Genomic DNA, 22791 nt, shown 5'->3' on the forward strand with positions numbered 1-22791 from the left:
TGGGCTACGAGATGCCCTGCGAGGCAACCGATCCTCGCTCCAAGAGGAAACGCGATGACCAGATAGAACCACGGGTAGACGACACCGATCCCGGCCGCTGTTAGCCGGTGCCTCACCCGATGCTCACCTCACGGGCGAAACCACCCGCCCCCGACAATCGGCCACCGCGGCCCACCAACCCACCGCGAAGATCACAGGGCTCCTTGCGATGTCGAGCAGTCCATCACCAACTCCCCCTCGCGGCGTGTCACCGCCCCGGAACCCACGAGCAGGCTCGGGGGTGTCAGCGCACCGGCGGCTCCGCCCCGGTCGCCGGGCACATCCCAATCACCGGCGAGAACGACGAAGGCCCTCGAGGACAGCCGGCGCCCAACGGCCTTGCTCAGGCACTACCAGTACCGAAGATCCTCACCGAGCTTGCATCTCTGCGCATCGACGAGATGTGTGTGCACCTCCAGCACGACCTGAACCAGCAACCCACCCCAGGCCCCGCCACCGCATCCCCATCCGGCCCAGCCGACGAATACACCCGCGCCCATGCTGCCGCCCGCACCGCCGGCCAGAACCTCGAAACCTCCGGTCCACGAACGCATCACCGACGCCCTCGAACAACCCGAATAGCAGGTTCAGTCGGGGTGAAGAACAGCTCCATCGTCATGAAGGACCATGCCACCAGCGCCGCCATCGGCACGAACGCGCACACTAACGGCAGGGCGAAGTCCACACCCGGAACTGCCGCGGCGACGCGGCCCGTGACGGCGACGACCTACGAGGCCATCTGTTCCCCGGTGACGAGGAAAATCACCCGGCGCCCGACCACGACGGCATGGTCGCCGAAGCGCTCGTAGAAACGCCCCAACAAGGTCACATCGACCGCGGCCGGGATGCTGCCGGTCCAGGCCGGATCCTCGATCAGGGTGAGCAACCGCCGGTGCAGGTCGTCGAGCTCGTCGTCGCGTCTACCGATCTCGGCTGCCAGTTCGGGATCGTGCGTGCGCAGGACCCGTTCGGCGAGGCCGGCCAACTCGGACGCCACCCGCCCCATCTCGGAGAGCAACTCCTCCGCCGCACCGGAAGCGACGTGCTCGGGATGACGCCGGCGGACACTTTCGGCCACATGCTGCACCAGCCCGCCCATCCGGCTCAGATCCGCCACCAGGTGCACACCGGTGACAACCTGACGGAGATCACGCGCCACCGGGCCCTGCAACGCCAACAGCGCCATCGCCAGGTCCTCACACGGACCGCGCAGTTCCTCGATCTGTTCGTTCAGGTCGAACACCCGCTCCGCCAGCGGCAGGTCAGCGAGCACCAGGGCCTCGGTCGCCGCCTGGACCGCCTCCCCGGCCAGCCGGCACATCGACGCCAGACGGTCTGTCAGCTCGTCGAGCTGCTCGTGAAACTTCATCCGCATACCCATCATCCTCGTGCACCTGCCGAAGACAGCACCGGGACCTGTCATCTTCCCAGTTCAGAGCGCTCTCCGAGGCCCCGGTTCTTGCCTTCCATCCACGCGATCACGTCGAACACGCGCAAGGCCGAGATCTGTTCGGGGGGGCCGGCCTCCTCCCGGATCGACCAGCAACCGGCGATGCCACGCTCCGCCGTCGGCGCGAAGGGCCTCCCGAACCGGATTCAGAGGAGCCCGCTCGGTGCCCAGGACCTGGCTCACCACCGAAACCGCAGATCGGAAACAGCCGGGGGGTGTGGGCCGGCGATCAGGTTCGTCGCCTTCATCCCGGCGAACCCCGGCAACGCCCACAGGGCCGTTTCCAGGTCCCAGCCGCGCCATCTCGGGGCGAGCGGGTCCGGTACGTCAAACCAGGTCCCGATCCGGGCCCACCGCCCTCAGAAGGGCGTTCAGTGCCTCTGCTTTCCTGTCGAGGATCGCCCGGGTCGCCCCCGCTGGGATCCCCGCCGGCAGGAGGTGGTGCAGGCCGATCACGGTCGCCCCGAGGTCTGCGTTCAGACTTGGTCCGGCGCGGCTTCTTCCCGATCAGCCGCGGCCGTCGTCGAATTTCTCGAGGCCGGCAAGCCAGTTCCGGGCCCGACCGAGTGCTACATCCTTGTCCGCGTCGTAGCTGTCGGGCCACTCGATCCCGTAATCGTCGATGCGGCCCAGAATCTGGGTGGCAGTGACGATCCCATCCTCCACGAGAGCCGCCACGAACACGCGGTCCTTCTCACGACCAGCGATGGCTTTGGACGCACACAGGTCGACCGGATCGAGACAAAAGCCCGTCCGCCCGTATTCCGACCCGTCCTCGACCGTCACCGCGACCAGCCGGTTGTCCCATTGCTTCGGCAGTACCACCACGTCCTTGTGGATCCCCTCGACGTACACGCCGAAAGACTCATGAAACGGCGAGCCTTCACCGAGGCGTCCGTTGAGCATGAGGATCTTCTCCACCACTGCCGGCGACGCCGGAGCGTCGATGCCGCTCCGCGGAAACACATCGACCTCACGCGACAACGTCGCGTACTCCGGCAACTCCGTCTCGTCATAGGTCCCGAGGATCGACTGGGAGCCGAAGACAATCACCTGACCCTCGTCGAGGTTCGCGCAGGCCGCCTTGATGACCTGCTCGAGCTCCTCGCGGTTCACTTCAGGACGAGCTCACGCAGATCATCGAGGACCTTCATGCGTTCATCCTCGGTCAGCAGCACGTGCAGCGGGGAAAGGTTGCGCATCTCGCTCCCGGTCTCGTCGTCCGACTCCACGATCCGACGAAGGGTCTCGACGTCGTTGTCCTCGACGATTCGTTCCCACCGATCCAGGAAGTCGGTGAAATACGGGCTGCGACTCACATGCTCGCGGACACTCTGCAGACTGCGGCGTACGCGGACGGTGTCGAGGGGCAGATGCTCACGCTCGACCTTGTTCAGGATCGCGGTCTGCATGAGCTTCTGCCGGGTGACCTTCATGTTGACGACGGTCATCTCTCGCTCCCTCATTACTTCAGCCCACTACCAGGTCGGTGCCCACAGTGTACGGGTCCAGCCACCGTTTACGCAGGTCACCCCACACTCACACAGCGACAACCCAACCCCCACCCGCCGATACGAACACGGGGTCACGGGACCGTCCGCGCTACCGCGATCATCCCCGATCGGTACAGATCCGCATCCGACGACGGCAGCTCGTACAGCGTCGGACTCGATAGCCCACACGCCGCGAAGTCGGCTCGCTCGGCATCAGGCCGGCGATATGCGGCGAGCGGGTCGACGCGGCGGCCACCTATCAAAAGCCGAGGGCTTCGGCTTCCTTTACCTTCTCGTCCGTCCAGACTGTTCGAGCGCCTTGCGCTGCTCCGCCGGCAGATCGGGCGTCCACCGGTACTTCCGCCAGAACGCCTCCCGGCGCTCCTACGTCATCGGCGCGTGATCCATGGTGGTCAGCTCCGTCGGTTCGAACATATTTTTCGGTCTGCTGGACCAGGAGTCGAAGTGCGCGACGACATAGGCGTCGTCACCCAGGTACGGGCGGTCGTAGTACCGGTTCAGCGCCGCCACCGCCGCAGCGTCCGAATCCGTCGCAAGAGTGGTCGGCAGCCGGAAGGTCATACCCCGCACCCTCTCACCCACAGGTGCCGGTCACCCCCAGGTGCCGGCGACCGGGAACCGAACCCGAGGGGTCGCTACGCGCCGGGCCCGGAATCAGGAGCGGTGTTGGCCGCGGCGCGGCCGCCGGCTGTCTCCAGCAGAAGCGTGCGGGCCTTCTCCGCCAGATCCGGCAGGCCCAGCGCACCCCGCCAAATCACCGTAGGCCCGCGCCGGGGCGGGCCGGCCGAGTTCCTCGTCCACCAGCACCACCGGGCCGGTGGGATACGCAACCCGCGCCACGAACCGGGCGACCTCGTCGGCGGTCAGGACCTTCCCGAGCGGCGGCGTGGTTGCTGCACCGGTCAGGGCATTCCCCCATTGTCAGAGCTGGACATGGTGTGGACAGTATCGCGTTGCGGGCGTGGCCCTTCGGACATCCCAGGGACGTGTCATCTACCCAGTTCAGTGATACGAATGCGCGATGATCGACGCGCACAAAGGATGGCCTGATGGCAAATGCACCACCACTGGATTCTTCGAAGGCATGGACCGCTGGAGGACTGCGAACCCGCCGCCTGGCCCCCGAGTTCGTGCCGCGGCGCGTCTCCAGCTTGGCCACTTCCGGCGCCCGCACCAGGCTCGCTGGTGGGAGGCTCTGGCACTGACGATGCTCCCAGCCGCGGTATTCGCGGCGGCACTCACCATCGTCGCGCTCGATGACGTCCTCATGGTCCTGCTCGCGGCGATCGCACTCATGCTGGTCGGGATACTCGCGTACGTCGTCTACGCGCTGCAACTGGCGACCCGATCCCGCGCCTACCCCGTCGCCCGGTGGCGGCACCGGTTTCGGGTGATGTGGCTGACGAACCCCGCCAGCACAGTCGGAGCGGCGCTCACCGTTTACGTCCGCCGGGGCGGCGCGGTGACCTTTTCAGGTACCGCCGACACGGGTGGCCGGCAGCGCCTTGCCCTCGATGGCCTTCAGCACGCCCTGACGGGTCATGCCGAGGCCGTCGGCGGCCTTCCTGCACCGACACGAGCGGCGGGAGGTCCATGGCGTCGGTGAGGCGGTCGAAATCGGCGGTGGTGAGCACACTCGCAGCGACCGCAACGGCCAGGGGTAGGTCTCCAGGACCGCCAGGGCCGTCGAGGTGGCCTGCCGCACCGATTCGGCGGGGATGGTGAACACGACCTCGGCGTGGCCGAGTTCCGAGCGCCCGGCCCCGCCGGGTTCTCTTTGCGTGAGATCGTGTACGCGAATGCGTCGACCTCATGCCGGAGGATCTCGCGCAGTTTGTCGATAGCGTCCCCGATGTGGGTGAACTCGGTGGACATCAGATCGACGTCCTTGCTGTAGCGGGCCCGTGGGAGGCGCACCATCATCCCGGTGCCACCCTTGAGTACCCACCCGTCGGGGTCGGCGTCGAACACTCTGGTCAGGAAGCGCGTCATGACATATTTGCGCCGGAGTTGTTGCAGCGGTTGCCCGCTGCTCGCGGATTGATTCTTCAGCCGTTGTTGGATCGAGGCGCGGAACTGGCCGGGGGATGGCGTGGGCATCTAGGGATTCTCACCTGAGTCGGGATCGGTCTGCTGGAAGGTGGCGGTCTCGTTGTCCGGCCCGTTCGGGGTCGCGTCGCCGGTGCCGGTAGTCGGCTCCGGTTCCCCGGGCAGGCGTGCGGTGCTGTTCCCGGCGGCGTGCCGGGCAGCGGGTTCGATCTCGGTCGCCACCGAGTCCCGGATCGCCTCGGTGTCCGGTATCGGCAGGTTCTGCCGGATCGACGGGCGGGCGACCTCCATCGCGGGTGTGAGGGAGGCCGCGGCGACGGCGTGGATCTGTTCGCTGAGCGGTGCCAATTGTGCGGCCGCGAGTCCTTTGAGGGCGTCCGCGACGAGTGCGTCGTTGGTCAGTTTCAGCAGCTCGCCGAACTGGCCGGTGGCGGCGGCGATCGCGAAGGGCAGCACCCGGTCATCGCGGTAGAGGTCCGAGATGGGGCGGGCAGCGCTTGTCGACTCGAGGTGGTCGGCCAGGTCAAGCCCCGGCCGGTGGACGGCGGCGAGGCGATCGGCGAGGGGGCCTTCTTTACTTCTCCGGTAGGCGTCGGCGAGTCCGAGGGTGTTCTCGGAGATCCCAGCCTGGGCGATCAGGGCGTCGAGGAAGCCGCGGCCGTCACCGAGGACATGGCCGTAGTCGAAGGCGAACGAGGCGAGCGTCTTCTCGACATCTGCAATGGAGACCAGTTCATGGGCGAGGGCGTCACGGACGATGCCGGCGAGGTGTCCGCCGTCGATTCCCCCGGCAGCGAGATCGGCGATCGTGCGGCGGGCCGTGGTGACCGGGAGTCCGTCGACGACCGTCCAGTCGTCGACATCGACCGTCCCGGTGTGGATGCGCACATCGGGCAGCCTCAGCCGAACCCGACGGAGACAGGTGAACTCGGCGACGTCGGCGTCGAGGTCGCCGAGCTCATGCAGTTGCGCGGCGCTTCGGTGCGAGACGACGCCCCCAGGAAACGGCTGGGACAGACGCTCCCACGCGGGGGTGTCCAGGTCGAGCGCGACCCACGCCACACGCAGGTCCTGGCGGGGGTCGAACGGGAGTCGGGTCATGCGGTAGATCCCGTGATGCACACGCTCGAGGGCGCCGCGGTCCGCGAGCCGTTTCATCTGCACCCCGGTGACACCCAGCGCCCGGGCCTGCGCCGAGGTGATCAGCCCCCATTGCTCAGCACCGAACTCGGCCACCGCAACGGCAGCATCTCCCATCTTCACGGCACAATAATATCACCGCATGTGCAATTTTCTTGCCGGGCGTCGGTGCGGCCGGGGCACTGCGCACGTCCCGAGGGGTTGCTCCGCCGGGTTTTAGTTCGGGATGTGATTCGCACAACTACTCGCCAGTAACATTTTCTCGACAGCGGGTGCACGCGGCAGTGTAGAGAGACGATGCGAGGAGGGGGTGATCAGGGTTGGGCACGAAGAGAACGGCTTCCTCGAGTATCTCGATCTTCAGGGCGACCTCCCAGAGAGGCCGGGTTCTCACTGAGCGATCGGCAGTTGCACCGCATATCGCCGGGCAACCCGGCGTGGCCAGGACTGCATTATTCGTAAACCGGGTGGCCGTTCGACGATCGTTGGTCGAACTCTTTGCGAGACGGGCGAGGTCCAGCCGGGGATGACGCCCCAGTCGGTACTCGACATTCCCGACGGTTACGACGTCGTACTGGCCTCATGCATCGGGGACCACCTGGAGCAAATGGCCGGGCACCGAATTCACCGTCCAACAAACCTCCACCGTCGTCACCGTGCCCAGCGTCGACCCCGCACCATCCGCCGCCGCTATCGTCCCCGATCTCAGTGAACTGGGCACCCTCTTCGGCAGCTGTGCTTCACCAGCACAACACAACGCCAGCATCCCTCCGCGCGACTGCACCCCGGCCACTCGTCGCCCCCGAGAGCGGATGAGTGCCCGCCTGGCTTCCGTGGTGTCGCCCATTGGAGCGCCGACGACGAAGGAACCGCCTTCTCGGGAAGGCGACCATCGGCCTCAGCGGCCATATTTATATCGGCCTGTGATAGATAACCGAGCCGCTGAGGCTGATTCCGCTTGAGGGCAGTCGCTCCCCTTCTGCCTCGCGCCCCCTAAAGTGCATAGAAAGCGTCCATTCCGGTGCGCATCGGAACAACTTGCTATCCCGAACATGTGCCTGCCGGGCCGCGGAACGACCTGGTCCCCGTCGCCAACACCCGCGGCGTCCGCGGCTAACGGGCCGAAGGGATTACTCAATGACGAGTCCGGATCCTAGCGTCACCATCAAGGCGCTCCGTGAGATGCTGGTGGTCAAAGAACGGGAGGCGAACACCCTTCTCGACCGGATCGCCGGCCTCGAACGCGACCTCGCGCAGGCCACCGACAACGCCCACCGTTGCCAGCGCACACCGCGATCCCGTGTCCATGGGCGGTCGAGGCGGTACCGATCCGGGCATCGTGGAGACCGACGATCGCCTCGTGCTGCAGGAAGTCGGCATCTACACCTACCACCACCCCCTCGCGAACGCCGCCGCGTACCGCGACCAACTCACCGACATACAGGCCGCGATCCAGGAAGCGGTCACCAGCGGTGAGGCGATCGCCGCCTCGAACATGTTCAGCTTCAACAACTCCCTCGCCAAAGGCCGCACAATGACCGCGGACCTGTCGAAACTGATGCTGCGTGCCTACAACGCCGAAGCCGACATCTGCGTCCGCACCATCCGCGCCGGCAACCTCGCCACCGCCGTCACACGCCTGAACAAGGCCGCGGTCACCATCGCCAAGCTCGGCGACATGATGGACATGCATGTCGCCGACGCCTATCACGCCCGCAGGATCCGCGAGCTCGAACTGACCGCGGACTACCTGATGAAGGTGCAGCAAGAGAAGGAAGCCGCGCGCGCCGAACGCGAACGGCTGAAGGAAGAACGCAAGGTCGAACAAGAACTCGCCGCCCAACGCGAGAAACTCGACAAAGAACGCGCCCACTACCAGAACGTGCTCACCTCCATCGGCGGCACCGACCTGCAGGAGAAGCAGCGGATCCTCGACAAACTCGCCGACCTGGACCGGGCGATCGAGGACAACGACTACCGCCAAACCAACATCCGCGCCGGCTACGTCTACGTCATCAGCAACCAAGGCGCGTTCGGCCCCAACGTCGTCAAGATCGGCATGACCCGTCGCCTCGACCCGATGGACCGGGTCCGCGAACTCGGCAGCGCCTGCGTGCCGTTCCCCTTCGACACCCACGCCCTCTACTTCTCCGACGACGCCATCACACTCGAAAACGCACTACACAACGCGTTCACCGGGCAACGCCTCAACCACGCCAACCTGCGCCGCGAATTCTTCTTCGCCACCCCAGCCCAGGTCCGCGACGTCCTCGCCGCCCACGTCGGCAACCTCCTCGAATACACCGAACAACCCGACGCCACCCAATACTTAAAAAGCCGAAGCAACTGGCCGGCGGGCGCCGCAACCGGGCCGACCACCTAACGGCCCGTGCCCACACCCACCGAGCGGCAACAGCAGCCGCCACCGGACTGATCGTTGGCGCCGCTCAGCGGCGGAGCGCGGCCGCGGAAATCGGAAGGCCCGCCGCCGCAAGGCGGTCACACACATCAGCCGGGGTCCCGGGTGGATTGCGCCAGGCCGCGGCCGTCGCGCTGACCGCTTGATGGACCCGTGCCCCGTCGAGGTGGAACAGGTCCATCACGAACTCGTCCGGATGCTTGGCCTCGATGCCGAACTGCGCGAGCTCCGCGGCGGGGATGTCCGGGCGAGCCTCCGGCAAGGTTCTCGAATGTCTCGTCGAGGATGCGATCCGTCCACCGGGCATGCATCAGGCCGGTCTGCGCGAGCCGGATCAGCACGTCGCGTTACACATTCGGGTACAGCACATTCGCGTCGTAGAGCACGGTGAAGGTCACGTCAGTACAGCCCGAGTTCTTCCGTCAGGGCCGCCAACTCGTCCGCGGCGGCACGCGAGCTCCCCAGCTGCGTCCGCTGATAGGCCAGCAGAGAGGATGCCAGGATCCGGCGATGCCGGCCGACCATCCGATACTCGATATGCCCCTCGTCGAGGAGCTTGATCACATGCGGGCGCGAGACATTGAGCATCTGCGCGGCCTGCTGGGTCGTCAGCTCCGCGTGCGCCGGGACAACATTGACCCCCTGCCCGGCGGCCATATTAGCCAACACCTCGCGGATCAGATCGAGCGCCGCGCGAGGAAGATGCACCGACTCCGCCGTACCGGCCACGGTCACATCGAGGGTCTCCCCTTCCGGATCGACATCACGAAGCAACTGCAGGGCCTGCCGTGCCTGCTCCTGCTCGACAACGGTCGGCTGATCATGCGCTGCGGACATCACGCCACCTCCTAAACGAAATATACGCAACAAACGAAACAACCGCAACGGCGGCCAAGCGGGGTCGGCGACGCCACCCTTCTAGGATCGCCCCACGAAGATGCGAGGCGGCCTCCACCGCACTCGGCCCAGGCCGCCGACCACATCGTGCAACACGATGACGCGACCAACCCACACCGTCGGTGGTGCCGCGGCCGAGGTCCGTCACAGGATCCGGTCCGCCGGCACCGTCACCACCAGCGTGGACTCCACGAATTCCGCTGAAGGCGCCCCGCTCTCCTACATTCCCTGCTCGGCAGCGCTGATCATGTTGTCGACGGCGATCTCGGTCAGATCGCCGTCCTCGAGTTCCTGCAACGGGGTTCCGCCGTCGAGGATGTCGGACGGGGTGCGCCACCAGGAGGTGACCCCCCACGGATCCTCGGCAGCCCCCAGCTTGCTGTTCGCGTACGCCACGATCGGCCACACCCGGTGATGCACCGTGTCGAACTGGAACGCCGGATAGTGATAATCGGGGCGCCGACCCAACGGCAAACCGAGCAACACCCCCTCGTCCCGCAACTTCTTCACCAGGGTCCGTGATTCTCCCGCCCGCGGGGCCAGCACCCGGCCCGCCTCCCCGGCCTTGAGGGTCGCCACCTGCTCGAGCAACGACTGCCGCCGCTCGGCCGCCGCCCCCGCGAGGTCCCCGGCACGAGTCCCTACCGGGTCGGCGAACGCCTCATCGAGAATCAGCTTCGCGATCAGCGCCCACTCCTGCCGCGGCGCATTCCGGGTCACATACTCGGCGAACCCGCCAGCCACCGGGGTCAGTCCATGCCCATCTGCTCGGCCGCCACCATCACCTCGACCTCGGCCTCCGTCAACGCCTGGGCGGTGAGCCGGTCCACCGGCCGCTGGCCCCCGATCAGCGGGCTTTCGGTGAACCACCAATCCAGGTTCCCCCACGGGTCGAGATCGCACTCCATGAGCCGGTTCGCGTGTTCGGCGACGGGGCGGATCTGTTTGCGCTCGCGGTCGAACTGGAACAGCGGATACCGGTACTGGTTGCCGACCTTGAGCCCGAGGAGGTGATGGGTCTTCCGTTTGGTGTTGGCCAGGGCCCGGTTCACCTTCCCCGACGGCGACAGAATTTCGGACACCTCCGTCGAGGAGATCGCCTCGCCCGACAGGGAGAGCGGGGACGGGTAGGTGAGGTTGCCGGTCGCGGTTTCCAGCTCGACCGTGCCGCGTCCAGATCGGCCCCTTCCCACTGTGAGGGCAGGACCCACATCATCGGAACCCGGGCCTGAGCGCGGCGCCCGGTCATGACCGGCACCCTCGGCGACACCGTCCCGGGCGGTGTGCGGTAGTCGCTGCAGTTGGATGGTGACCACATCGGTATCGCCGGTATCGAACAACGCCCGCATCACCACCCCGCCGGTATCGGACAGATCCGCGGCGTCCAAAGCGGCACGGAACGCGTCGGTGAGCCAATCCAGCGCCAGTCCGGTCGCACGGAGATCGAACCGGAGCTCGAAATCGACCTCGATGCCCCCGGTCGGGCGCCGCGACGCACCCTCGAACGAGGACACCACGCTCGCGATCTCCCGCTTCCATTCCCCCACGCTCTTCGGGCGTTCCCGCACCGGCGTCCCGCCGACCCGTGAGCCGGCGATCCGCGGCTCCGAGGCGGCGGGGTTCCCAGCACGAGCCGGGGTGTGGACAGACAGGGAACGACCAGAGGCGACACCGCGACGGCCCGGCCACCGGCTTACCGCGGCCTGGGACCCGACCCGACCGGAACCCGCGCTCCGATGGACAATCCGGTCGCGCTTGTGACCCGCGTTGACGCTTTCATTTCTCATGACCTGCCCCAAACCCGGAACCTACGGTTTTTACGATACTGACGAGTGTAATTTTCGTAAGATCATGTGTCCAGTGGGCGCTTGCGGAGCGAATTGACTCAGCACCATGGCTATCGGTCGGCTCAGCCACGTCCTCGGGCGAGTTCGGCGGGGTTTCCTAGGTCGGGTACACGCTCTCCGTGCGCCTCCGACTTCTACCTCGGTTTGGTGTGATGCAGCGACCCGGCTCGGCGATCTCCGCAGCCGTGAATCTTCGAAGAACACGGCGGGCGACAGCACCAGAATTTCGTCGCACAATCAAAAGGACGACGAAGCGCAACCCTGCTGGGGGTGAACGAAATGCGCCCGGACGAACTAGCGCCGACACCGGTCCGGTGGTGGTGGCTGCGTCCCTGGAGCCGCAACCCCCTGATGCGCCGAAGCGACCGCCTCGAGGCCGCCCTGGTGGTGCTCGCCGCGGTACTGATTCTGCTGGCGATCCCCGTCGCCGCCGCGTTCGGAACCGCGACATATACCCGGCTCGAACACCGGACCCAGGCACTGCGCGCCGGCGTGCATCAGGTACCGGCCGTTCTGCTCGAGGACACTCATCCCGCACCCGACACCCTGGAAGCCTCGGTTCGCTCCACCGGCACCCAGGACACTGCCCGGGCCCGCTGGTCCACCCCGCACGGGCACCGCACCGCACAAGTGCCCACCGAGGGGCCCGCCAAGTCCGGTCAGACGATTACCATCAGCGTCGACGCCAACGGCAACCTCACCGGCCCCATCCCCAGCAGCCGCGACACCACCGTGCTCGCCGTGAGCGCCGCAGTCGGAGTATGGGCATCCGCCGCCGGCGCCGTCCTGCTTCCCACGGCCCTCGCACGCACACTGCTGGCCCGGAACCGGTTGCGCCAGTGGGAACAAGATTGGACACAGTTCGACACGCCACCGAGATAACCCGGCAACACCGAACCGACTACTCCCGTAATCGTGCCGGTGGGGGCACCGACCACCCCACCCCGGAGTGGTCCTGCGCGTTCAGGGCCGAGTCGCTACCGCCGCGTGCCGGCTGCGTCCTCGTCGCCCACGTCACCGACCACGCATCTACTGCCCCACCGGCGGGCTCCGCTCGCCCGCCCATGCAACCGGTGAACCGAACTCCAAGCCAGAGTTGAGGAAGATCGTCACCCGTCACGGCGCCGAGCTGTGTCTACCCGTCGAGGAGGTCGCCACTATCGAAGAGTGCGCTCACGCCGCGAGCGAGCCGATCGACGAAAATTGCGCCAGATCGACATTCTCCGAGCGTCATCATTGCTACGTCGGCCGAATATCGTTCCAGTGTACCGGCGGCCGAACTATGTGCGACTCCAGCTTCGATCCAAGTCGTTGCAAGCACTCGGCGCGATCGAGCGACGGTGACGAGCACAGATAGAGTTGATCGCCGTCGACTCCGCCCACTGTGCACGCGAGGCAGAGTTGCTCGGTGTTTGTTCGTTCCAGAAGGACTCCGTTTCTGTCGATACGTTGTGCAGCGCGACCGAATACGTCCGCTACCCACACGCAGCCCCATTGGTCGATCGCGATGCCGTCCGGCGCAAAACCCAGGAACAGTTCTGTCCTGTTTGCCAATCCCCCGTCGGGTCGCAGATCGTACCGACTCAAACGTGCTCCGAAGGATTCGGCCACGAAGAGAAGATTGCTTTTCTCATCGATGACGATCCCGTTTGCGAAAGACAAGCCTGATGTAACTTCCCGATACTCTCCGTCGGGATCGACAAGGAACACGCGACTTGACTCAGGGCACTCGAAGGTTCCGCTCGAAACCCGCTCGATATCAGCGGAGGTCGTCAGATATTCATGGGGGTCGAAGCCGGTTTCCCCGACGTAGCAGCGACCGGAGGTATCGACTGCCAGGTCATTGAGGGTGGTCGCGACTGTTTCGGACAGATCCGCGTGGACCACCAAACCGTTGTCGTCGAGTCGGAGAATCTGCCGTTCTACCATCAGAACGATCAATAATCGTCCGTCCGGCAACCAACCGATACCACCGGGCGATCCGGGGACTTCCAATGTGGATTCGCCGCTGCCGTCTGGAAGTACGGACACTACTTGGTTGAGGTGCATGTCGACGAACCAGAGGCGGCCGCCGTGCCAGCGCGGGCACTCGGTAAACGCGAATCCATCTGTCAGCACTGTGCTTGCGTCCTGTTGATGCACTTGGTATCTCCTTAACGACTGGACATTGTCAGGTATGCGAATCAATACTTCCGGCACGGGAGGGATCTAGCTGCCTTCCTACCGTTTGGTCTTTTCTGTTCCTCCGCGGTAGAAGGGCGGCGAGTGCCGCGCCGACGAGGCCAAATGCTGCGAATACGAAGAAGCTTGTTGCCACACTGCTGCCACGCGCGACAAGGAACCCGATGAGCGTTGGCCCTCCCAGTGCTCCAACTCTACCGGCGCACGAGATCCAAGAAAGTGCTGCAACTCGGGAGGTTGCTGGATAGTCGGTGGCGACGAAACCCGACATGAGCAATTGGGCTCCCAGTGTTCCCGCCCCGGCGACGAAGATGAGTATGTATACAGCGATAATCGGAAGCGCAAGGCTCAATGCCAGAATGCTGACCGATGCGGACAAGAAGACGCATAGAATGACGACTCGCGGGCCCGAGATGTCAGCACGCCGAGCAAGTATCGGCGGCACTATTGCCGCGCCGAGGTTGAGCGCAACCAGGAACATCAACGCAGAACCCAGCTCGTAGCCGTTGGACCGCATCAATTGCGGCAGCCAGGTATTGAGGCCGTACGTCAACATCAGTCCACAGGCGCTCATCAAGCCAAAGATCAGTGTGCGTATCCATGTGCCGCCTGTAAAGAGTGCTATCGGCCCCTTCGCGACTGGAGTTGATTCGGCAGGTGGACGCTCGAGTCCATGCCTTGATGCGTTGGTGGTGCGGCCACCAGATTGGTCTTTGGCTGCCAGGACTGATGGTGATTCGTGAAGGCAGAGTGCCATCAAGGGGACCAACGTGACGAGCGGGAGGCTTCCGAGTGCGAAGAGGAATCGCGCGCCGAGGGGTTCGAGGGTAAAGAATCCGATCAAGGCTGCTACGACCCCGCCGATTGGATACCCGGACCAGGCGATTGCGCTGTACCGATTTCCTTTGCCTTCAGGGGCAAATTCGACCGCAAGGGCCGCCACCAGAGGTACGAAAGCGCCTATTCCTAAACCGACCATGAAGCGTGCTCCCCCCAGAATTTGAGCGTCGGGAGCCGCGGCGCATACTGCCATCCACGCTGAAAACCAGACGCAGGAGGTGATGGTCAGGGTGCGTCTGCCGGTGAAGTCGGCCAACGTTCCGGAGGTAATTGATCCTATGAGCATGCCGACGACCGTCAGTGTGCTGATCAGGCCCGCCTGTGCTGGCCCCATGTTCCATTCTTCGGACGAGAGGAGTTGCGGCAGTACAGTTCCGTACGCGACTAGGTCGTATCCTTCGAATGCTAGGCCGAAGAAGCACAATGCTACGACGGGCACTCGGTGCTGTAGTGCTGTTTTCATGTACACGTGTTCCTCATGTGTTGGGGTGTCAACGGAATTTGATGCCGGAGGAAGTTCGAGTGCGCGGTTTAAGTTCAGGCAGGTTTCTCGATAAGTGACTGTTTCCCGCGATATGAGCGGTAGTCACATTGGGTAGCAGCGGATCTCGACGCGGCCGGCGATCCATTCATGGTGTTGCATAAGACTGGCCGTGAAGCCGGATGGATCGGGACGGCCTGGGCGACATCTGACTGTGCCGCTGCCGAGCATTGATCGTTTCGCAGCTGGTTGGCGGTGCCGCTTATCGACCGGGTTTGGCTATCGACCCTCCTTTATCGCCGGGTCTTCCAAGGAAGTTCTTGGGCGAGTGGCATCGCCGCGAGGACTGCAACGCACTATCGCCGCGGCGCATAGACACTTCCTATCTGATTCGTCCATCTCGGGATGGGAACTGACGTCGCCGAGGATTTGCCAGAGTCTCTCGGCGAAGCGGGCTTCTGACATGCCGAATCGAACGAAGATCTCATCTGCGGGTGGACCGCCGAACGGTGCCCAAATCCGGGCGCACCTGACGATGTCTGCCGCGTCTGGAGACAGGCGATAGTTCGTCTCCTTGCGCAGTTGTGCTCGGCTTCTTTGGCGTCGTGTTCGGTAGGCGTGAATCTCGTTTTCGACTTGGGCTGGTCCATCTACTTCTTGAAGGTCGTGCATGCTCGGTCCATCGGCTCTCGCACCCATATGTGCTCGTTGAGCGTTGTAGGGCGTATCGGGTGCATGTCTACATTGTTGAGGGAACGGGTGGGAGGACGTGGTGACCGTGACGGTCGCCAGGCCGAGTTCATCTGCGGGAGCGGTACTCCCGGAGTAGACCGCGGCTAATGATGGTTTTCTGAATCTCACTGGTGCCCTCGCCGATGAGTAGGAAGGGCGCCTCGCGCATGAGGCGTTCGATTTCGTACTCTGTGGAGTACCCGTAGCCGCCGTGTATGCGGAACGCGTCCTGCGTGACCTCGGCGCAGAACTCGCTGGCCAGCAGTTTCGCCATTCCGGCTGCCACGTCGTTACGCTCCCCGGCGCCCTTCATCCGTGCGGCGTTGACCATCATGAGATGTGCTGCCTCGACCTTCGTCGCCATTTCGGCCAGCTTGAATGCGATCGCCTGGTGCTCGGTGATCGGCTTGCCGAATGTTTTGCGCTGTTGCGCGTACTCGATTGCCAGCTCGAACGCCCGAAGCGCGATTCCGCATGCGCGCGCCGCGACGTTGATCCGGCCGACCTCGACGCCGTCCATCATGAACGAGAAGCCCTCGTTCGGAGCCTCTCCCAGGATCTGGGTGGCGGGGATGCGGAATCCGTCGAAGACCGCTTCAGTGGTGTCTACCCCCTTGTAGCCCATCTTGGCGATCTTGCCCGGGATGGTCAGTCCCGGCGTCACCTCACCGAAGCCTTCTGGCTTGTCGATCAGGAAAGTTGTGAGGTTGTGATGGGGTTTCGTTGCATCTGTACCGGTGCGAGCAAGCAGCGCGATCAGGTTCGACGATCCGCCGTTGGTCAGCCACATCTTCGTCCCGTCGATCACGTACTCGTCACCGTCCCGTGTGGCGCGAGTCTTGATTGCTGCCACGTCGGATCCTATGTCCGGCTCTGAGATCGAGAACGATCCTCTGATCTCGCCTGTTGCCATTTTCGGCAGGTACTTCTGTCTCTGCGCCTCGGTTCCGTGCTGGGCGATCATGTGCGAGACGATGAAGTGTGTATTGATGACCCCGGACACGCTCATCCAGCCGCGAGCGATCTGTTCGACCACGAGCGCGTAGGTCAGAAGCGACTCACCGAGGCCTCCGTATTCTTCGGGAATCGTGAGTCCGAAGAGGCCCATGTTTTTCATTCCCTCGACGATTTCCGTCGGGTACTCGTCGGCGTGTTCCAACTCGTGCGCGTGCGGGATGATCTCCTTGTCCACGAAGGAACGCACTGTGGAGAGAATTTCTGATTGAACCTCTGACAGACCTGCAGTCTGAGCCAGACTGGTCATTGCTTAACTCCTTGTTTTGGGCTTGCGGAGGTGGTTCACCGCAGCAACGCGAGGACACGGGCGAAGTCGTGCATCGCCGGCTCCGGCACCGTGAAGTAGGTGATCCCGAAGTTGTCACGGTGGCTGCGGAGGGTGTCGGCGATTTCTTCTGGTGGCCCGGAAAGGATGGTGGGGATTTTCACCAGTTCGTCGTCAGACATCCGGTTGTCGAATCGTCGTAGGTTTGCGACGGCGCGCCGCCTATCGCCGTCGATCGCGACCGCGTGAACGAGCAGATTGAATTCGAGCTGCGCGAACCTCTCGCCGGCGGCGTCTTTGACGTGCGCGATCCTGCCCGCAAGCGAGTCCGCGTTGACAAGTCGCAGCCTTCCCGGTTCGTCGCCCGGCGCTGCGCCGCTGAAGCCGATGCTGTTCGCGTGCTCGGCGGCGAGTCGAAGTACGCGGTCGCCGTTGCCGGCGATCATCAGGGGCGGCATCGGATGTTGGGCTGGTTGCGGATGGTGATTCTGGTCGGTGAGAAGGCTGCGTATTTCGAGGACGGTGCGTTTCAAATGGTCGATACGGGCGGCCGTGGGCTGCCATGGCAGGCCGGCGGCATCGAATTCGGCTTTCACGTAGCCGGTGCCCAGGGCCACTTCCAGGCGTCCATCTACCATCTGGTCGGTTCCAGCGAGGTCCCGTGCGAGGAGTGCGGGGTTGTAGAAACCGGCGTTGAGGACGAAGACTGCCAGTCGTGGCCGCTCGGTGGCCTCCGCTGCCGAGATCAGGGCCGGAAATGGTGCAGGAAGACCGAGGTGGTCTGGTACGGCGATGACGTCGTACCCGAGGTTCTCGGCTTGTCGGCACCGTGTTTGCCATTCCGTACGCGAGGCCACGGTGAGTAGGTTGACGCCGAATCTGAAGGGGCGTGCGTCGAGTGCGCGTTCGGTCATATCAGGGCCGCCTGATCGCATACACGGAGTTCTCGCGGTCGGCGGAGACGAAAATTGTCCCGTCTGATCCGATAGCCAGTCCCCCCGACCGCCCGTACGGCTGGGTGAGGTAGCCGACCGCAAGGCCGCGTGACAGGACCTGATGGTCGTTGGTCAGCGGGTCGACGGACAGTACCTGGCCTGCTGCGGTATCCAATACGGCGAATGACCCGTCCGGTGCGATAGCGATCGCTCGGGGTGCCCCCAGCTCAGACGCGACTGGTGTGACCGTGCCCGTAATGGCGCTGATCTCGAGGAGCCTGCCGCCGGTCGTGTCCGTGACCAGCACGTCGCCCTCCCCGGTGACGGCAAGACCAGTCGGGGTGCCGAGACCTTCGGCGTAAGGACGGCGATCTTCACCGAAGACACGAAGCAGACGGCCCCTCGCAGGTTCGGAGATCACCAGGCTGCCGTCCGCCAACTCCACGGCATCGGCGGGTCTGTCGAATCCGTGGAATTCATGGATAGGCCGTCCCGTCGTGCGGTCGAGCACCTGAACCGTGCCGACCAGTTCCGAGGTCAGCACGAGATGCTGGCGAGAGGCGCTGATCCCGGACGGGAATTCCAGTTCGGAAGACAGGCGGCGGGCTATCTCGGTGACCTTGCCGTCCGCCGGGTCCACGGTTCGCAGTGCTGTGCTGTCGGCGACGTATATGGTGCCGTCTTCTACCGCGATGTCCCGGGGGTAGGCCAACGGGCTTTGAGTGAGAGTCCGGGTGTTGCCGTCGGCGAGGTCGACATCGAGGACACTGCTGTCGGCCATATTGCTCACGTAGGCATGATCTGTCGGACCGATCACCATGTTGTCAGCTGCGGCGGGCACTACGGCGACCGTAACCTTCTCTCCGGTCGTGGGATCGAGGCGGATGAGTTCGCCGGTTGCCCCGTCGAGTACGTGGAGCTGGTCTCGCGTATCGAAACGGACCGAGACCGGTTGACGGAAACCTGCGGCGAGGGTGACGGCGGCGCCGCTACCCGGGTCGATTCGCACCACCTCATCACGCTTGCCGAGGGGACCGTAGATCATTCCGTCAGGTCCGAAGGTGAATGCGTTGAGTCCCCCGAGGTCTCGGGCGACGAGCCGAGGAGGCACGACCCCGGCGGGATCTACCTCCCACAATCCGTCAGCAAAGAACGTCTGCCCGACGTAAAGGCGTTGCCCGGACCGGTCGAAAGCGATCGAGTTGACACCCGGTAGGTCCTGCGCGACCGTCCGGGTCTGTCCGTCCGAGTCGCGTCGTTTCACCGAGCCGGCCACGGGGTCGGTCCACAGGATGTCCCCGGAGGGTGTGACGACGAGATCGTCGGATCGGCCGTCCGGCTGGGCAACCACCTCGCTGATCTCCCCCGTCTCGGGGTTGATTTCGGAGATCGTCTCGCTGGCAAGACCGGCCGCAAGAATCCTGCCATCGGGCGCAAGGGCCAGGCCGTTGATGGTGTGCAGCGTGGAACCGGTGGCAATGGGTTCGACGACGCGGTTGGTACTGGAATTGCTGGCTGTACAGGATGGGGTCAGAGCGAGGCCGGCAATCATCACAGTGGCCGTCAGGCGGTGTCGAGTGAGGATCGGCAAGGTGGGTTCCTCCGCAGTGGACGTCGATACACCTTCGGGGCCGTGGTCGACGGCCCCGAAGGCAGTGGGCTCATTGGTGAAGCTGATCGGCGCTCGCGTAGATGGACTTGTACTCGAGGTAGTTGTCGAGTGCCTCGGGCCCGAGTTCGCGACCGAGACCGCTGCTTTTCATGCCGCCGAACGGTGCACCGAGGTCCTGAAGGTAGTAGTTCACCCCGATCGTGCCGGTGCGGATGCGGCGTGCCACAGCAAGGCCGCGCTCTTCGTCCGACGTCCAGACCGACCCGCCGAGCCCATACTCGCTGTCGTTGGCCAGCCGTACCGCTTCGTCATCGCCGTCGTAGGGAGTGATGGTGACGACCGGACCGAAGATCTCCTCCTGAGCGATTCGCTCGGAGTTGTCGACGTCGGCGAAGACGGTGGGTTCGACGAACCAGCCGCGCGATAGTGCCGCCGGACGGGCGCCGCCTGCGACGAGGCGGGCGCTGGACCGTTTCCCGGCGTCGATGTAGCCCAGGACACGTTCGAGCTGCGCCTGGCTCGCCATGGGTCCGCATGTGACGGCGGGGTCGAGCGGATCGCCGACGATCATGTCACGGGCGAAGTGCGCGACGGCGTCGACCACCTCTGCGTACCGAGAACGCGGGGCCAGGATGCGTGACTGCACGGTGCAGGTCTGGCCGTTGTTTTGGAAGGACGCGTCGCCGAGCCCGGCGACGAAGGTAGCAATGTCGGTGTCGTCGAGCACGATTGACGCGGACTTACCGCCCAGTTCCAAGGTGCATCGGCGGATCAGCCGCCCACATTCGGCCCCGATGAGACGGCCGGCCGCGGTCGAACCTGTGAATGCGATCTTGTCCACTAGCGGGTGGGAAACCAGCGCGGCGCCTGCCTCGCGGCCCGCGAGCACGATGTTCAATACTCCGGGTGGCAGACCGGCTTCGATGGCGGCGTCTCCGAGGATGTAGCCATCGAGCGCCGTCTCCGGGGACGGCTTGAGAACGACGGTGCAGCCCGCGGCGAGTGCTGGGGCAATCTTCATCATCGCGAGGACCTGCGGATAGTTCCACGGCGTGATTGCACCGACGACTCCGACAGGTTCCCGGCGGACGATTGTCGCGCCGGACGGGCTGGGCCTGGCCTCTTCGAGCGGCATCGTTTCGATGAGGTCCGCGTACATCCGCAACAATCCAGCGGGCGCGGCACCGTTGAATGCGTTGGACAGCGCGATGGGCATGCCGTTCTCGCGGCTGACCAGGGTGGAGATGTCGTCGGCGCGCGTGGAGAGCGCGTCGGCGAACCGGCGTATGACGGTTGCTCGCTCCGCTGCCGTGGTGTGACCCCAAGGTCCTTCGAGGGCACGGTGCGCGGCGTGGACAGCGGCGTCGATGTCTGCGTCCGTGCCGAGGGATGCTGTTCCCAAGGGTGTTCCGGTCGCGGCCTCGAGTGCCACATGAGTGTCGCTTCCGCGCGGCATGACCCATTCGCCGTCGATGAAGAAGCGGGTGCGCTCTAGTTCGGTTCGCGCTGCGGTAACGGTCATCGTGTCTCCTTGTACTCGTTCTTCGGATGGGCCGGCGAGCCGATATGCCGCCGGTCGCGTGAATCGCCGGTCGCGGCAACGTGTCCGGGCGCTGCGCCCCGATAGTCGTCGGTGCTGTGGGCGGGCCCCGGTGCATTCACCCGTAGGGTCGTGGCCGTCCACGACGACGTGCTCGGGCGGGGCCGGGCAGAGTTGTTGTCCGCCAGCACGTACAACTGGCTGCGCCACGATCTGGCGCTGGTCCCAAGCGGCGGAACTCGGACGCGCCGACGGCAGGACTTACCGGTGGGCCCCTCACCGGGCCTCCTCGCGGACAGGTCGGAAACGCACCTCGGCAGCGCCACCGAGCCCGAAGACCGGCTCGACGGGCATGCCGACGGACAGCTCCGCCGGCTCGGCCGCCACGATGTTCGTGATCAGCTTCGGCCCCTCGTCCAGCTGGACCACTGCGACGGTGTACGGCGGTTGTGGTGCAGGTTCGGGCAAGTACGCCTTGTGAAAGACGCAGAAGGACCAGAGTCTGCCGTGGCCCGAGGCCACCTCCCATGCTCCTGACGCGGTGGCTGAGCAGTCGGGGCAGACGGTGCGCGGGGGAAATTGGGCGAGGCCGCACACGGTGCAGCGGGTGATCCGCAGTTGACCTTCGCGCAGTCCGTCCAGGTAGGGGGCGAGTCGGGCGGTTGTCGGTGCCTCGGCTGCGTCGGACACGTACGTCATAGTCACGGCTCCGTTCCATAGATGATCGAGGTCACGATCGGCGAGGAGCACGTCCATTGGATGAGCGAGACGTCCGGAACCTGTCGGGGCCCGCATTCTCCGCGTAGTTGGCGAACGGCCTCGACACTCAGTCCCCATCCCTGCAAGTAGCTTTCGGAGAGGTGGCCGCCCGAGGTGTTCACCGGAAGGTCGCCGCGGATTCCGATCCGTCCGTCCTGGATGAACTCGCCGGACTCTCCGGGCGCGCAATATCCCAGTCCTTCCAGCGTGAACAGCACGTTCGGGCTGAAGTTGTCATAGATCATCAACGCGTCGATGTCGGTGCGCTCGCGGCCGGCGAGCCGCAGGGCGCGCGCGCTGGCGTCGCTGATTGCGCCGGCCCAGAAATCCTCTGGCGGAAAGTCGGAATTGACCAGCTGCCCCTGTTGCGCGGCGCCGAGAACGTAGACCGGGGGGCGAGGGTGGTCCGGCGCGGCTTCCGGGACAGTCAGGATCAGTGCCACGCCACCGTCGTTGATCAAGCAGTAGTCCAGCAGATGCAGCGGTTCGACGACGTAGCGGGAAGTGAGGTAGTCCTGCATCGAGACGGGTTTGCGCATCACGGCGTTCGGGTTGAGCCGGGCGTGTTCGCGAAATGTCATCGACACCGCGGCGAGCTGCTCCTCTGTGGTGCCGTAGAGGTGGCGGTGACGCTGCAACATCATCGCGTAGAACGCGCCGGGCGAGGTCATACCGTACGGCAGCATGAGGGACGGCGACGTGCCGTAGCCCTCCCCGGCGCCCCCATAGGTCGCCCGTGCGGAGGCTCCGTCGTTGCCGTAGACGAGCGCGACGGTCTTGCATTGACCGGTGGCGAGCGCGGCCAACGCGGTCTGTACGGCGACTCCGGCCATTCGGCCCTCGGCGGGAAGGTGTGTGACCCAACGTGGTTGAATTGCGTTATCTGAGGCGATTGCTTCGTAGCTGCTGACCCGGCTGGTGATGAGACCGTCGATGTCGGCGGGGGTGAGGCCGGCGTCCGCGATGGCTTCGCGGAGCGCCCACCCTCCCAGGTCGTCCGCGGACAGCCCGGGCAGTCGACCGAAGGTGGTCGTTCCCACTCCGACGACGGCCGCACGTGGTGATGTGGTCACG

Annotated in this window: 24 protein-coding genes; 4 read left to right on the forward strand and 20 right to left on the reverse strand. The window is 64.9% G+C overall.

The window, feature by feature from the left end; genetic code table 11:
• Nucleotides 1-389: 389 nt before the first annotated feature.
• The 6 genes from ACH49N_RS30520 to ACH49N_RS30545 all read right to left on the reverse strand — a co-directional run bounded on the left by ACH49N_RS30520 (nt 390) and on the right by ACH49N_RS30545 (nt 3564).
• On the reverse strand, nt 390-593 hold the full coding sequence (locus tag ACH49N_RS30520) for a hypothetical protein (RefSeq protein WP_208963851.1): 204 nt from the start codon (nt 591-593) through the stop codon (nt 390-392).
• 173 nt (nt 594-766) lie between these two features.
• A complete protein-coding gene (gene phoU / locus ACH49N_RS30525; RefSeq protein ID WP_358276502.1) occupies nt 767-1414 on the reverse strand; it encodes a phosphate signaling complex protein PhoU in 648 nt (215 codons plus the stop codon).
• A gap of 44 nt (nt 1415-1458) precedes the next feature.
• Nucleotides 1459-1635 (reverse strand): DUF6308 family protein, encoded by a 177-nt coding sequence (locus ACH49N_RS30530; RefSeq protein ID WP_397504823.1) that lies wholly within the window; start codon nt 1633-1635, stop codon nt 1459-1461.
• Between the two features lie 361 nt (nt 1636-1996).
• Nucleotides 1997-2605 (reverse strand): hypothetical protein, encoded by a 609-nt coding sequence (locus ACH49N_RS30535; protein ID WP_358276501.1) that lies wholly within the window; start codon nt 2603-2605, stop codon nt 1997-1999.
• A complete protein-coding gene (locus ACH49N_RS30540; RefSeq protein ID WP_358276500.1) occupies nt 2602-2940 on the reverse strand; it encodes a hypothetical protein in 339 nt (112 codons plus the stop codon). Before ACH49N_RS30540 ends, ACH49N_RS30535 begins: the two co-directional genes overlap by 4 nt.
• Nucleotides 2941-3366: 426 nt before the next feature.
• Complete coding sequence (locus ACH49N_RS30545; protein ID WP_358276499.1) at nt 3367-3564, reverse strand: hypothetical protein; 198 nt, start codon at nt 3562-3564, stop codon at nt 3367-3369.
• Nucleotides 3565-4024: 460 nt separating this feature from the next.
• On the opposite strand from ACH49N_RS30545, the gene ACH49N_RS30550 reads away from it, so the two are divergent.
• Nucleotides 4025-4609, forward strand: coding sequence for a hypothetical protein (locus tag ACH49N_RS30550; RefSeq protein ID WP_358276498.1), 585 nt, complete (start codon nt 4025-4027; stop codon nt 4607-4609).
• Here ACH49N_RS30550 and ACH49N_RS30555 read toward each other — a convergent pair.
• On the reverse strand, nt 4543-4974 hold the full coding sequence (locus ACH49N_RS30555; RefSeq protein ID WP_358276533.1) for a nucleotidyl transferase AbiEii/AbiGii toxin family protein: 432 nt from the start codon (nt 4972-4974) through the stop codon (nt 4543-4545). The two genes, ACH49N_RS30550 and ACH49N_RS30555, sit on opposite strands and share 67 nt — an antisense overlap.
• Between ACH49N_RS30555 and ACH49N_RS30560 the strand changes: the two genes are divergently transcribed.
• Nucleotides 4858-5121: a hypothetical protein gene (locus ACH49N_RS30560; RefSeq protein ID WP_358276536.1), complete on the forward strand. Its 264-nt coding sequence runs from the start codon at nt 4858-4860 to the stop codon at nt 5119-5121. The two genes, ACH49N_RS30555 and ACH49N_RS30560, sit on opposite strands and share 117 nt — an antisense overlap.
• Here ACH49N_RS30560 and ACH49N_RS30565 read toward each other — a convergent pair.
• Nucleotides 5104-6309 carry a type IV toxin-antitoxin system AbiEi family antitoxin domain-containing protein gene (locus ACH49N_RS30565; protein ID WP_358276532.1) on the reverse strand — a complete coding sequence of 402 codons (1206 nt, stop codon included), beginning with the start codon at nt 6307-6309 and terminating at the stop codon, nt 5104-5106. The two genes, ACH49N_RS30560 and ACH49N_RS30565, sit on opposite strands and share 18 nt — an antisense overlap.
• Before the next feature lie 1222 nt (nt 6310-7531).
• On the opposite strand from ACH49N_RS30565, the gene ACH49N_RS30570 reads away from it, so the two are divergent.
• Nucleotides 7532-8575 carry a DUF4041 domain-containing protein gene (locus tag ACH49N_RS30570; RefSeq protein WP_358276497.1) on the forward strand — a complete coding sequence of 348 codons (1044 nt, stop codon included), beginning with the start codon at nt 7532-7534 and terminating at the stop codon, nt 8573-8575.
• A 64-nt stretch (nt 8576-8639) separates the two neighbouring features.
• Here ACH49N_RS30570 and ACH49N_RS30575 read toward each other — a convergent pair whose 3' ends face one another.
• From ACH49N_RS30575 to ACH49N_RS30590, 4 genes are all read right to left on the reverse strand, one after another.
• On the reverse strand, nt 8640-8873 hold the full coding sequence (locus ACH49N_RS30575) for a hypothetical protein (protein ID WP_358276496.1): 234 nt from the start codon (nt 8871-8873) through the stop codon (nt 8640-8642).
• Between the two features lie 137 nt (nt 8874-9010).
• Nucleotides 9011-9448 carry a helix-turn-helix domain-containing protein gene (locus ACH49N_RS30580; RefSeq protein WP_358276495.1) on the reverse strand — a complete coding sequence of 146 codons (438 nt, stop codon included), beginning with the start codon at nt 9446-9448 and terminating at the stop codon, nt 9011-9013.
• 279 nt (nt 9449-9727) lie between these two features.
• Nucleotides 9728-10252: a hypothetical protein gene (locus tag ACH49N_RS30585; RefSeq protein ID WP_358276494.1), complete on the reverse strand. Its 525-nt coding sequence runs from the start codon at nt 10250-10252 to the stop codon at nt 9728-9730.
• Between the two features lie 5 nt (nt 10253-10257).
• Nucleotides 10258-11076, reverse strand: coding sequence for a hypothetical protein (locus ACH49N_RS30590; RefSeq protein WP_358276493.1), 819 nt, complete (start codon nt 11074-11076; stop codon nt 10258-10260).
• Nucleotides 11077-11634: 558 nt separating this feature from the next.
• Here ACH49N_RS30590 and ACH49N_RS30595 point away from each other — a divergent pair.
• Nucleotides 11635-12237, forward strand: a complete 603-nt coding sequence (locus ACH49N_RS30595) for a hypothetical protein (protein ID WP_358276531.1) — start codon at nt 11635-11637, stop codon at nt 12235-12237.
• 357 nt (nt 12238-12594) lie between these two features.
• On the opposite strand, the gene ACH49N_RS30600 is transcribed toward ACH49N_RS30595, so the two are convergent.
• The 8 genes from ACH49N_RS30600 to ACH49N_RS30635 form a co-directional block, all read right to left on the reverse strand.
• Entirely contained in the window at nt 12595-13497 is a 903-nt protein-coding gene (locus ACH49N_RS30600) for an SMP-30/gluconolactonase/LRE family protein (protein ID WP_358276492.1), read from the reverse strand.
• A gap of 28 nt (nt 13498-13525) precedes the next feature.
• A complete protein-coding gene (locus ACH49N_RS30605) occupies nt 13526-14839 on the reverse strand; it encodes an MFS transporter (RefSeq protein WP_358276530.1) in 1314 nt (437 codons plus the stop codon).
• 817 nt (nt 14840-15656) lie between these two features.
• Entirely contained in the window at nt 15657-16853 is a 1197-nt protein-coding gene (locus tag ACH49N_RS30610; protein ID WP_358276491.1) for an acyl-CoA dehydrogenase family protein, read from the reverse strand.
• A gap of 35 nt (nt 16854-16888) precedes the next feature.
• Nucleotides 16889-17785 carry an LLM class F420-dependent oxidoreductase gene (locus ACH49N_RS30615; RefSeq protein WP_358276490.1) on the reverse strand — a complete coding sequence of 299 codons (897 nt, stop codon included), beginning with the start codon at nt 17783-17785 and terminating at the stop codon, nt 16889-16891.
• Between the two features lies 1 nt (nt 17786).
• Complete coding sequence (locus ACH49N_RS30620; RefSeq protein WP_358276489.1) at nt 17787-19397, reverse strand: PQQ-binding-like beta-propeller repeat protein; 1611 nt, start codon at nt 19395-19397, stop codon at nt 17787-17789.
• Nucleotides 19398-19467: 70 nt separating this feature from the next.
• Nucleotides 19468-20940, reverse strand: coding sequence for an aldehyde dehydrogenase (locus ACH49N_RS30625; RefSeq protein ID WP_358276488.1), 1473 nt, complete (start codon nt 20938-20940; stop codon nt 19468-19470).
• 294 nt (nt 20941-21234) lie between these two features.
• Entirely contained in the window at nt 21235-21657 is a 423-nt protein-coding gene (locus tag ACH49N_RS30630) for a Zn-ribbon domain-containing OB-fold protein (RefSeq protein WP_358276487.1), read from the reverse strand.
• A gap of 2 nt (nt 21658-21659) precedes the next feature.
• Nucleotides 21660-22790, reverse strand: coding sequence for a thiolase family protein (locus ACH49N_RS30635; protein WP_358276486.1), 1131 nt, complete (start codon nt 22788-22790; stop codon nt 21660-21662).
• Nucleotide 22791 lies beyond the last annotated feature (1 nt).

This window comes from Rhodococcus sp. NPDC019647 (genome assembly GCF_044389235.1).
Classification (GTDB): domain Bacteria; phylum Actinomycetota; class Actinomycetes; order Mycobacteriales; family Mycobacteriaceae; genus Rhodococcus_F; species Rhodococcus_F oxybenzonivorans.

Excerpts from the sequence above, each read along its gene's own strand:
- ACH49N_RS30520 (WP_208963851.1), bottom strand. The coding sequence starts at position 593 with ATGCGTTCGTGGACCGGAGGTTTCGAGGTTCTGGCCGGCGGTGCGGGC.
- phoU (WP_358276502.1), bottom strand. The coding sequence starts at position 1,414 with ATGCGGATGAAGTTTCACGAGCAGCTCGACGAGCTGACAGACCGTCTG.
- ACH49N_RS30540 (WP_358276500.1), bottom strand. The coding sequence starts at position 2,940 with ATGACCGTCGTCAACATGAAGGTCACCCGGCAGAAGCTCATGCAGACC.
- ACH49N_RS30545 (WP_358276499.1), bottom strand. The coding sequence starts at position 3,564 with ATGACCTTCCGGCTGCCGACCACTCTTGCGACGGATTCGGACGCTGCG.
- ACH49N_RS30550 (WP_358276498.1), top strand. The coding sequence starts at position 4,025 with ATGATCGACGCGCACAAAGGATGGCCTGATGGCAAATGCACCACCACT.
- ACH49N_RS30565 (WP_358276532.1), bottom strand. The coding sequence starts at position 6,309 with ATGGGAGATGCTGCCGTTGCGGTGGCCGAGTTCGGTGCTGAGCAATGG.
- ACH49N_RS30580 (WP_358276495.1), bottom strand. The coding sequence starts at position 9,448 with ATGTCCGCAGCGCATGATCAGCCGACCGTTGTCGAGCAGGAGCAGGCA.
- ACH49N_RS30595 (WP_358276531.1), top strand. The coding sequence starts at position 11,635 with ATGCGCCCGGACGAACTAGCGCCGACACCGGTCCGGTGGTGGTGGCTG.
- ACH49N_RS30605 (WP_358276530.1), bottom strand. The coding sequence starts at position 14,839 with ATGAAAACAGCACTACAGCACCGAGTGCCCGTCGTAGCATTGTGCTTC.
- ACH49N_RS30610 (WP_358276491.1), bottom strand. The coding sequence starts at position 16,853 with ATGACCAGTCTGGCTCAGACTGCAGGTCTGTCAGAGGTTCAATCAGAA.
- ACH49N_RS30615 (WP_358276490.1), bottom strand. The coding sequence starts at position 17,785 with ATGACCGAACGCGCACTCGACGCACGCCCCTTCAGATTCGGCGTCAAC.
- ACH49N_RS30625 (WP_358276488.1), bottom strand. The coding sequence starts at position 20,940 with ATGACCGTTACCGCAGCGCGAACCGAACTAGAGCGCACCCGCTTCTTC.
- ACH49N_RS30630 (WP_358276487.1), bottom strand. The coding sequence starts at position 21,657 with ATGACGTACGTGTCCGACGCAGCCGAGGCACCGACAACCGCCCGACTC.